Raw genomic sequence first — 10450 nt, 5'->3', positions numbered from 1 at the left:
TGAGTTATTGCTTTGTCAAAAAATTACGCAATGGGAACTGGAAGTAATTATTTTTCGAATGATTATTCGATTTTTAAGGATAAAATTTTGCAGGTAGACTTTTTATCCACCGCTTTTCAAAATATCAAATTTTATTTGTTGCTTGGGTTTGCTTTGCTAGTAAGCAATACTTCAGTTTTTGCCCAAGAGACGGTGACCGATATCGATGGCAATGTATATGAAACAGTTGTAATAGGCAATCAGCGCTGGATCAAAAGCAACCTCAGGGTCAAGCATTACAGGAATGGGGATCCGATACTTCAGATTCAGGATCCTATTGCTTGGGTAAATACCCGACAAGGGGCCTGGTGTTATTTGAACAATGACCCCTCCACAGAAGAGGAATATGGCCTTCTCTACAATGCATTTGCTTTTATGGATCCTCGTAGATTGGTGCCGGAAGGGACTTTTTTACCTTCAGCTTGTGATTGGGGGGATTTGTATTTTGAATTGGAAGGTACTCCGGGTCAAAGTATAAATGACAATAATTTTATGGGGGACAAGGTAAAAGTAACGAGCTTTTTTAATCCCAATTTTGGTGATTCCCAACCAACCAATTCATCTGGTTTATCCATTGTTCCAAGTGGATTCCGCTCAGGAAGAGTGACTGGTCAATTCACTGAAAATGCCGCAAATTTCTGGACAAATACCATCCATTTTGAAATAGATAATTTCCCGGCATATTGGGTTTCAACCTTTGTAAGTGAATGGAAATGGTGGCGACCAGTTTCAGGATATACTGTAAACTATGGTTTATCAATTCGATTACTTGTCGGGGAAGAATTACCAAAGACATTGATCAGGCAGGAAGAACAGGTGTTTTGTGGAAAGACTACTGCCAACGAATTGCAGTTTTCTGCAACAAAACCCAATAGTTTTGGCTGTGCAGGACCTGGAAATCTGACTTTAAACTGTTACAAATCGAATTTTTGGTACAGGGACATTGACCTAACCATTCCGGTCAATCTGAATGAAGAATTAAATGACGGGGAAATCCTTTTTGGAAGAGCGGATCATCTTTTTTTGAATTCTTTTCCTCTAACAGGATTATGCCAGGAAGAAATCCTCGAAGTCACAGTCCGTATTTTAGATCCAGATCCTCCTGTAGGAGAAGAAAACCAGGTATTCTGTGCTGGGGCTACGGTGGCAGACCTCCAAGCAACTGGAGATGAAATCCGCTGGTACCAAACAATGACTTCAACGACACCTCTCGACCCTGGAACAGTCCTTCAAAATAATCGCAGCTATTTTGCCGAAAACCGCTCTGGTGATTGTGTGAATCCAACCCGCTTTCAGGTACAGGTGGAATTGGTCAGCCCAAGCCAACCTACTGCCGCTGCCACACAAGAAGTTTGTGAAGGAACGTTGCTCTCAGCTCTTACAGTACAGGGTACGGATTTGGTCTGGTTTGATGCTGGGGGAGGAGAGCTTCCTGCCAGTACACCTGTGATGGACGGAATAACCTATTTTGTTGCCAGTAAAGTAGCCGATTGTGAAAGTGCCAGGACACCTGTTCGGGTACTTTTTTCTGGACCTGCGACTCCTCCTGCTACGGCTACCCAAGAATTCTGTCCAGGAGCTCGCGTTGCAGATTTGACTGCCACAGGTCAAAATATCCGCTGGTATGCCGTTGCATCGGGTGGGAATCCGCTGGAAGCTACCATTGCTTTGGAAGATGGACGGACGTATTACGCCACGCAAACCATCGACGGCTGTGAAAGCAGGCAACGACGGGAGGTATCAGTTTCCTTGGCAAGTGTAGGAAGAATCACGGCTGCTGCTACGCAGACTTTTTGTAACACCGCTCGTGTAAGCAATTTGGAAGCTACTGGTACGGGTATCCGTTGGTACGCAGATGAGAGCCTAACAACCCAACTTACTCCTGATAGTCCCTTAGAAAACGGAAGGACTTATTACGGTACTCAAACTATCAATGGCTGCGAAAGCCCTTCTTTAGCTGTTCGGGTTACTATCAGTACAGTAGAAACACCCACAGGAGCCACTACCCAGGGATTCTGCACGGGAGCCCGTATATCCGAATTGATAGCTCAAGGGAATAATATCCGCTGGTTTACAACAGCCACTGGAGGTAGTGCCCTATCAGGTACAGAATTGTTGGAGAACAGGGTTTATTATGCCGAGCAGACAGTGAATGGCTGTGTCAGCGCAGAGAGGCTAGCTGTTCAGGTTACTGTATCTACCATTGACACTCCAGCTGCCACTGCTTCCCAACAATTCTGTGTGGGAGCAACGATTGCCTCCATTCAGGTCAGCGGAGAGAATATCCGATGGTTTGCTTCTCCTACAGACAATGTTCCGCTTTCCGCTTCAGAAGCCTTGGTAGATGGACGGACATATTATGCTTCGCAGACGGTTAATGGCTGCGAAAGTACGGGTAGGAGAGCGGTACAGATTCGGGTAATAAACGTTGCTCCGGTTACTGCAGCAGCTAGCCAATCTTTCTGCAATGCTGCCACGGTAAGTAATCTTCAGGCCACAGGAAGCGATATCCGCTGGTATGCGGATCAGAATTTGACTACTGAACTAAGTTCAAATAGCCCACTGGAAAATGGAAGGACGTATTATGCTACCCAATCTCAAAATGGCTGTGAGAGTGTACCGGTGGCTGTTCAGGTAACTATTGATTCGGTGACAGCTCCATCAGGGAATGCCGAACAGGAATTCTGCGAAGGGGTATTTGTAGATGATCTACAAGCAAGCGGAAGTGATGTACAATGGTTTACGACCCCAAGTGGAGGGAGTCCATTGGCGGGAAATCTGCCTTTGCAGGATGGCGTCACTTATTTTGCCGAACAGACAGTTGGTACCTGTACGAGCGCGACGAGGCTTGCAGTCCGTGTCCGCATCAACAGCCCACAGTTACCGGCAGCATCTTCCCAACAGGAGTTCTGTGATGGTTCTCTGGTATCGGCTCTCCAAGCCACAGGGACGAATCTGGTTTGGTACAGGAATGCCACAGGACCGGAACTCCTCAATCTCAATGAGCCGATTCAGGATGGGGCCTTGTACTATGTAAGTCAGCGCATTGGCAGCTGTGAGAGTGCACGAAGGGAAATCAGGGCCTCCATTATTCAGGTTCAGGCTCCTGTGGTACAGGAATCAGAACAGATTTTTTGTGAGTCAGAAGCACCGACCATTTCCAGATTGTCTGCAAGCGGAGAGCAAATCCGCTGGTACAGCATGGAAGCAGGCGGGCAGCCCTTAAGTGAAACGGAGCGATTGCAGGATGGACAGACCTATTATGCAGCGAATGTTTCCAGGGGTTGTGAGAGTGCGGATAGAGTTCCTGTAAGAGTACTTGTACAGCCGTGTGATGTGGAGGTGTTCAATATGGTCACCCGCAACAGGGATCCTAAAAACAATTACCTAAAAATCAAAAATATAGAATTCTTTCCTGAAAATCGCTTAGAGATATTCAACCGCTATGGGGTACTAGTTTGGGCTTCGGATGCCTATGGGCAGTTGGATAATCTTTTTTATGGAGCCACCAATCAGGCAGGAGTAGGAGATACAGAAATGGGGCTTCCAACGGGTAATTATCTGTATGTGCTGACCTATGAGATTCCAGGAAAATTCACTACACAGCGAAAGACAGGATATCTGTATCTGATTAATGAGATGAGAAAGTAAAAAAATTATGTATAAAAATTTCACTTTACGGACAGTTTTTAAGATGGGTTTTATTGCCCTGCTAATGCTTCTTTTGGGATCCGGGCAACTGTTTGCCCAAGAAACCATCACCGATATCGATGGGAATGTGTATGAAACCGTTTTGATTGGAAATCAGCGTTGGTTTAAGAGTAATTTAAAAGTTAAAAGGTACAGGAATGGTGATCCAATTCCTTTTATTCCTAACCCGGCAGCCTTTAACAATGCTCGATTTGGTGCGTGGTGCTACTTTAAAAATGATCCTTCCACAGAGGATGAATTTGGTTTATTGTACAACGCTTTTGCATTAATAGATCCAAGAGGTCTTGCGCCTGAAGGTGCTTTTATACCGAGCGCCTGTGATTGGTTTGAATTATATTTCGAAGTAGTTGGTAATAGATTTGACCAACAAGATTTTAATTTTTATCATACGTTTGGTGAACGGGTTAAAGTTCCTAGTTTTTATTTTCCCCAGACATATACCCCTCCGATTCCTAATAATCCAGTACCAACAAATTCATCCGGATTATCCATTAGTCCGAACGGTTTTCTTTCACAAGACGGTATATGGCTTGTTGGGACGGATGTAGAGCCTGGGAATTTATTAGCTGATTTTTGGACTAATACTCCAAGAAGAAACCAACTTGATGGAGTTCAGCAGTATAACTATCTTCGTTTTTTCAGTGTAGCAGGGAATTTATTTTTTGGTACTGCACCTGGTAATTCAGGCAAACCAGTACGTGCTATGGTAGGTGAAGCATGGCCAAGTTTTTCTTATGTTCAAGAAGAACAGGCATTTTGCGGTACCGCCAAGATTGAAGACCTCTTTTTTTCAGTACAAAAACCCAATAGTTTTGGCTGTGTGACAGGCAATGACATAGGCTGCTACAGGCAATTTACTTGGTTTAGAGACAGTGATTTAACAATTCCTGTTCCTTCAAACACACAACTTATTGATGGAGAGATTTTTTTTGGAAAAGCAGAACACCTTACAACCAACTGGGTAACCGCTGATTTATGTGAAACAGAAATCCTAGAGGTTACCGTTCGTATTTTAAATCCAGAACCACCATCTGGTGAAGAAACTCAGGTTTTCTGCGCAGGGGCCACTATTGAGGATCTCGTTGCAGATGGGGATGAGATTCGCTGGTATTCCAGTAGTCTGGCACCGACGCCACTTCCGCCCGGAACGCTACTTCAGAACTCAAGATCTTATTTTGCAGAGAATCGATCTGGTGATTGTGTCAATCCTACCCGTTTTAGAGTACAGGTAGAATTGGTTAGCCTTACGCAGCCTACTGCTGCCGCCTCGCAGCAAGTCTGTGCAGGCACACCTCTTTCTGCTTTGACGGTTCAGGGAGCTGATTTGGTATGGTTTGATGCTTCGGGAGAAGAAATCCCCTCCGGGACTTTGGCAGAAGATAACATCACCTATTTTGTGGCGAGCAGGGTGGGGGACTGTGAGAGCCAAAAGACTGCGGTGAGGGTATTGATAATAGCTGCTCCCCAGGCCACAGCCCCTCAGATCCAGGAGTTCTGCAATACAGCTACAGTAAGCAATCTACAGGCCACAGGAAGCAATATCCGATGGTACGCCGACCAGAACCTTACCCAGCAACTTACCCCGACCAGTCCATTGGAAAACGGAAGAACCTACTACGGTACCCAGACCATCAATGGCTGTGAAGGACCTTCCTTGGCTGTTCAGGTTACAGTGAATGTAGCCGCAACTCCTGTAGGAGCCACTACGCAGGGATTCTGCACTGGAGCCCGTGTATCCGAATTGGTGGCCCAAGGGAATAATATCCGCTGGTTTACAACAGCCACTGGAGGTACTGCCCTCTCCGGTACAGAGTTGTTGGAAAACAGGGTTTATTATGCCGAGCAGACAGTGAATGGCTGTGTCAGTGCAGAGAGGCTAGCTGTTCAGGTTACTGTAAGTACCATTGACATTCCAGCTGCCACTGCTTCCCAACAATTCTGTGTGGGAGCAACGATAGCTTCCATTCAGGTCAGCGGAGAGAATATCCGATGGTTTGCTTCTCCTACAGTCAATGTTCCGCTTTCCGCTTCAGAAGCCTTGGTAGATGGACGTACGTATTATGCTTCGCAGACGGTTAATGGCTGTGAGAGCGCGGGTAGGAGAGCGGTACAGATTAGGGTAATAAACGTTGCTCCGGTTACCGCATCAGCTAGCCAATCTTTCTGCAATGCTGCCACGGTAAGTAATCTTCAGGCCACAGGAAGCGATATCCGCTGGTATGCGGATCAGAATTTGACTACTGAACTGAATTCAAACAGCCCGTTGGAAAATGGAAGGACGTATTATGCTACCCAATCTCAAAATGGCTGTGAGAGTGTACCGGTGGCTGTTCAGGTAACTATTGATTCGGTGACAGCTCCATCAGGGAATGTGAAACAGGAATTCTGCGAAGGGGTATTTGTAGATGATCTACAAGTAATCGGAAGTGATGTCCAATGGTTTACCACCCCAAGTGGAGGAAGTCCATTGGCAGGAAATCTGCCTTTGCAGGATGGCGTCACTTATTTTGCCGAACAGACAATTGGTGCCTGTACGAGCGCGACGAGACTTGTAGTCCGTGTCCGCATCAACAGCCCACAATTACCGGCAGCATCTTCCCAACAGGAGTTCTGTGACGGGTCCCTGGTATCAGCTCTCCAAGCCACAGGGACCAATCTGGTTTGGTACAGGAATGCCACAGGACCGGAACTCCTCAATCCCAATGAGCTGATTCAGGATGGGGCCTTGTATTATGTAAGTCAGCGCATCGGTAGCTGTGAGAGTGCACGAAAGGAAATAAGGGCCTCCATTATTCAGGTTCAGGCTCCTGTGGTACAGGAAGCAGAACAGATTTTTTGTGAGTCAGAAGCACCGACCATTTCCAGATTGTCTGCAAGCGGAGAGCAAATCCGCTGGTACAGCATGGAAACAGGCGGGCAGCCCTTAAGTGAAACGGAGCGATTGCAGGATGGCCAGACCTATTATGCAGCGAATGTTTCCAGGGGTTGTGAGAGCAGTATACGAATCTCAGTACAAGTAGTTATAAGACCTTGTGAGGTAGAGGTTTTTAATATGGTCACAAGAGATGGAAATTCCAAAAATGAGTATCTCCGGATTAAAAATATAGAATCCTTTCCTGAAAATCGCTTAGAGATATTTAACCGCTATGGGGTACTAGTTTGGGCTGCTGATGGCTACGGTCAATCGGGGGTCTTGTTTACAGGGGAATCCAATCAAGCAAGTACTTCTCAATCCCAAATAGGCCTTCCTACAGGTAATTATCTCTATGTCTTTACCTATAAAGATCCAACCAAAACACTTCCAGTACGCATTACAGGCTACCTCTATTTAGTCAACATTCAACGAAGAGAACCATGAAAAAGTCATCAGCCATTTTAATTATTTTACTATCGGTTTGTTACCATTCCTTCGCTCAAACAGACCCTAAATTATCTGTTTTTTCCTTGAATCCACTTTTCTACAATCCGGCTTTTGCAGGATCAGGGGGAGGATTGAGTTTGATTGGAATCCATAGCAGTCAGTTTGTTGGTTTTGATGGGGCTCCTCAGACACAGTATTTCAGTGGACATGGGTTATGGGAGGAAAATGGTGTTGGAATAGGTATGGATTTCTTCAATGATTCCTTTGGTGCAGTAAAAGAAACGGGATTCAATGGGAACGTTGCTTATTATTTACGTTTGGGCGATAATCTCCGCATGTCTTTTGGAGGAAAGTTTGGCTTTACCAATGTAAGGGTTGATTATTCCGATTTGAATATCTTTGAACCAGATGAGGATATTATTCAGGAGGGTCAGTTTAATTTGATTCAACCCAATATTGGCTTTGGAACCTATATTTTTACAGATAATTTCTACATAGGATTTTCAACCCCTAGTGTTTTTTCAAGAGAACGCTTTGATCCTTTTGATTCTGGGATAGGCGTCAGGAATGCCAATTTATTTTTAATGTCGGGTTTCAATCTTTCAATTGATAGAAATTTAATAGTAAGACCAAACTTACTAGTCCGACAAATTACAGGAGCACCCATGAGCGCACTCGTTACAGTGATAGCAGATTTTTATGAATCTGTTTTTTTAGGTGTTAATTATGAAAATAAATCAAGTGCCGGATTGTTGGCAGGATTTAAAATTGCCGAACAAATTAAAGGAGGGTATGCTTTTGATTTTCCAACTAACTCGCTTGGAAGGTATACTAATGGTACCCACACATTTTTCGTGAGTTTTAATATGTCCCGATTCAAGTCAAACACTGGATTACCCTGTTTTTACTATTAAACACACAAACCACTGGGTGACCAGTGGTTTGTACTTTTTTCGATAATAAGGATAGAAGTTGACTTTACTTGAAAGCAGGAATACCCGTAATCTCATGACCCAAGATCAACAAATGGATATCATGAGTTCCTTCATAGGTGATGACAGATTCTAGATTCATCATGTGTCGCATCATGGGGTATTCTCCAGTGATACCCATGCCACCATGTATCTGCCGTGCTTCACGAGCGATATCTAAGGCCATAGCTACATTATTTCGTTTTGCCAAGGAGATGTGTGCAGTAGTAGCTTTTCCCTCATTTATCATTTTTCCTAATTTCCAATTGAGCAATTGAGCTTTGGTGATTTCTGAAAGCATTTCTGCCAATTTCTTTTGGATCAACTGAAAAGAACCGATGGGTTTGTCAAATTGAATACGTTCCGCAGCATACTTGCGAGCGGATTCATAACAATCCATCGCTGCACCAACTGCACCCCAAGCAATTCCAAAGCGGGCAGAATCTAAGCACATCATGGGAGCTCCGAGTCCACTTTTATTGGGAAGTAAGTTTTCTTTAGGAACTTTTACATTATCAAAGACCAGTTCACCAGTAGCAGAAGCTCTCAAAGACCACTTGCCGTGTGTTTCAGGTGTAGAGAATCCTTCCATACCTCGCTCTACAATCAATCCATGGATTCTACCTGCTTCATTCTTAGCCCAAACCACCGCAATATCGGCTTTAGGAGAGTTGGAAATCCACATTTTAGCGCCATTCAACAAGTAATGGTCTCCCATATCTTTGAAGTTGGTAACCATGCCGGAGGGATTTGAACCAAAGTCAGGCTCAGTCAATCCAAAGCATCCCAGCATTTCTCCAGAAGCTAATTTTGGAAGGTATTTGTGTTTTTGTTCCTCAGAACCAAACTTGTAAATTGGGTACATTACCAAGGAACCTTGAACGGATGCAGTGGAACGCATGCCAGAGTCGCCCCGTTCGATTTCTTGCATCACCAATCCATAGGCAATGTAATCCAAACCACCACCTCCGTACTCGGCAGGAATTTGTGGACCAAATGCTCCCACATCACCGAATTTCTTTACGATTTCATAAGGGAAATGTGCACGCTGTGCCCAATCCTCAATATATGGGCTGATTTCTCTTTTTACAAAATCACGGACGGATGAACGAATCAACAAATGCTCTTCGGTCAGTAAATCATCCACTTGGTAAAAATCTACCCCCTCAAATGTGTCTTGCTTGGATGATTTGTGTACTGCTGTCAGTTGTTCCATAACAGTTTTTGGTTTATTGCTAATTATAACGGAATTTTGCGCAACAAAGACGCTTTCAAAGCTTGAAATAAACACAAAGAGCTGATAAATACTATCGTAGCGCCCATAAAATTTAGCACATGAACCCAGCAGAGACCCCAAAACACATTTTAGAGAAGATAGAGCAACTTCAGGAGAAATTTAAAGCTTCCGGGCAAGACCTCTCTTCCTATTTGGAAGGGTTGCTGTATGCGGATTATATGACCTATTGGGATTATATCAACTTGGATATGCTGCTCTCTTTGCAGCAGCCGAGGACCTCTTTCAAGGATGAAAAAATCTTTATCATCTACCATCAAATCACTGAGCTTTATTTCAAATTAATCATTTGGGAAATGGAGCAGTTGGCAGATGAGCCTGCAATCAAAGCTTCCTTTTTCAAAGCTAGATTGGAGCGTGTCCTGATGTATTTTGATCAATTAATAGCCTCTTTTGCAGTGATGTGGAAGGGTATGGAGAAAGAGCAGTTTCTTAAATTCCGAATGTCTTTACTTCCTTCCAGTGGCTTCCAAAGTGCCCAGTATCGAGTGATTGAAATCCTTGCGACAGAGGCACATCAATTGCTTCACAGAGATAAACGAGCAGACTTGCAAGGAGAAAGACAGACAGCAGTACTATTTGATAATTTGTATTGGCAACACGGGGCTAAGGAATTGGCCACAGGAGAAAAAACACTGACCTTAAAAACCTTTGAAAAAAAATATGGAAAGGAATTAAAGGAATTGATTGATGCTTATGGGACTAAAAATCTATGGAAAAAATATGAATCCTGTGAAGATAAGGACGAGGAACTAAAAGAGTTGATGCGTAGTCTGGACCTGAAAGCTAATGTCTTTTGGCCCTTGGCACATTATAAATCTGCGGTACGCTACTTGCATCGTGACCCTCATGATATTGCAGCTACGGGTGGTACCAACTGGCAAAAATACCTTCCCCCACGTTTCCAAAAAGTAATCTTTTATCCCGAACTTTGGACCCAAGAAGAGATGGATGAATGGGGAAAAGGATGGGTAGTGAAGGAAATATTTGGGAATGAGGAGAGTTAGAAGGGAGAGATTAGAAGCAAGAGGCAAGAATCAAGAATCAAGACAGGGGCGTATTAGAAACTTGATT

The 10450-nt window shown here is 44.1% G+C and carries 5 protein-coding genes; 4 read left to right on the top strand and 1 reads right to left on the bottom strand.

Annotated features, from left to right (window positions below; genetic code table 11):
• Positions 1-30: 30 nt before the first annotated feature.
• From IPZ59_RS16495 to IPZ59_RS16485, 3 genes are read left to right on the top strand one after another with little or no spacing between them, the layout of a single operon-like run.
• Positions 31-3690 carry an Ig-like domain-containing protein gene (locus IPZ59_RS16495; protein ID WP_236137146.1) on the top strand — a complete coding sequence of 1220 codons (3660 nt, stop codon included), beginning with the start codon at positions 31-33 and terminating at the stop codon, positions 3688-3690.
• A 7-nt stretch (positions 3691-3697) separates the two neighbouring features.
• A complete protein-coding gene (locus IPZ59_RS16490) occupies positions 3698-7108 on the top strand; it encodes an Ig-like domain-containing protein (RefSeq protein WP_236137145.1) in 3411 nt (1136 codons plus the stop codon).
• A complete protein-coding gene (locus tag IPZ59_RS16485; protein ID WP_236137144.1) occupies positions 7105-8025 on the top strand; it encodes a PorP/SprF family type IX secretion system membrane protein in 921 nt (306 codons plus the stop codon). The genes IPZ59_RS16490 and IPZ59_RS16485 overlap by 4 nt, the downstream gene beginning before the upstream one ends.
• A 64-nt stretch (positions 8026-8089) precedes the next feature.
• Here IPZ59_RS16485 and IPZ59_RS16480 read toward each other — a convergent pair whose 3' ends face one another.
• Complete coding sequence (locus IPZ59_RS16480; protein WP_236137143.1) at positions 8090-9298, bottom strand: acyl-CoA dehydrogenase family protein; 1209 nt, start codon at positions 9296-9298, stop codon at positions 8090-8092.
• Positions 9299-9417: 119 nt separating this feature from the next.
• Between IPZ59_RS16480 and IPZ59_RS16475 the strand changes: the two genes are divergently transcribed.
• Positions 9418-10383 carry a tryptophan 2,3-dioxygenase family protein gene (locus tag IPZ59_RS16475; RefSeq protein WP_236137142.1) on the top strand — a complete coding sequence of 322 codons (966 nt, stop codon included), beginning with the start codon at positions 9418-9420 and terminating at the stop codon, positions 10381-10383.
• Positions 10384-10450 lie beyond the last annotated feature (67 nt).

The sequence above is a fragment of the Mongoliitalea daihaiensis genome (assembly GCF_021596945.1).
Taxonomy (GTDB): Bacteria; Bacteroidota; Bacteroidia; order Cytophagales; family Cyclobacteriaceae; genus Mongoliitalea; species Mongoliitalea daihaiensis.
Note: the sequence above shows the minus strand (reverse complement) of the source record. Positions and strands in the feature narration are given on the sequence as shown.

Excerpts from the sequence above, each read along its gene's own strand:
- IPZ59_RS16475 (WP_236137142.1), top strand. The coding sequence starts at position 9,418 with ATGAACCCAGCAGAGACCCCAAAACACATTTTAGAGAAGATAGAGCAA.
- IPZ59_RS16495 (WP_236137146.1), top strand. The coding sequence starts at position 31 with ATGGGAACTGGAAGTAATTATTTTTCGAATGATTATTCGATTTTTAAG.
- IPZ59_RS16480 (WP_236137143.1), bottom strand. The coding sequence starts at position 9,298 with ATGGAACAACTGACAGCAGTACACAAATCATCCAAGCAAGACACATTT.
- IPZ59_RS16490 (WP_236137145.1), top strand. The coding sequence starts at position 3,698 with ATGTATAAAAATTTCACTTTACGGACAGTTTTTAAGATGGGTTTTATT.
- IPZ59_RS16485 (WP_236137144.1), top strand. The coding sequence starts at position 7,105 with ATGAAAAAGTCATCAGCCATTTTAATTATTTTACTATCGGTTTGTTAC.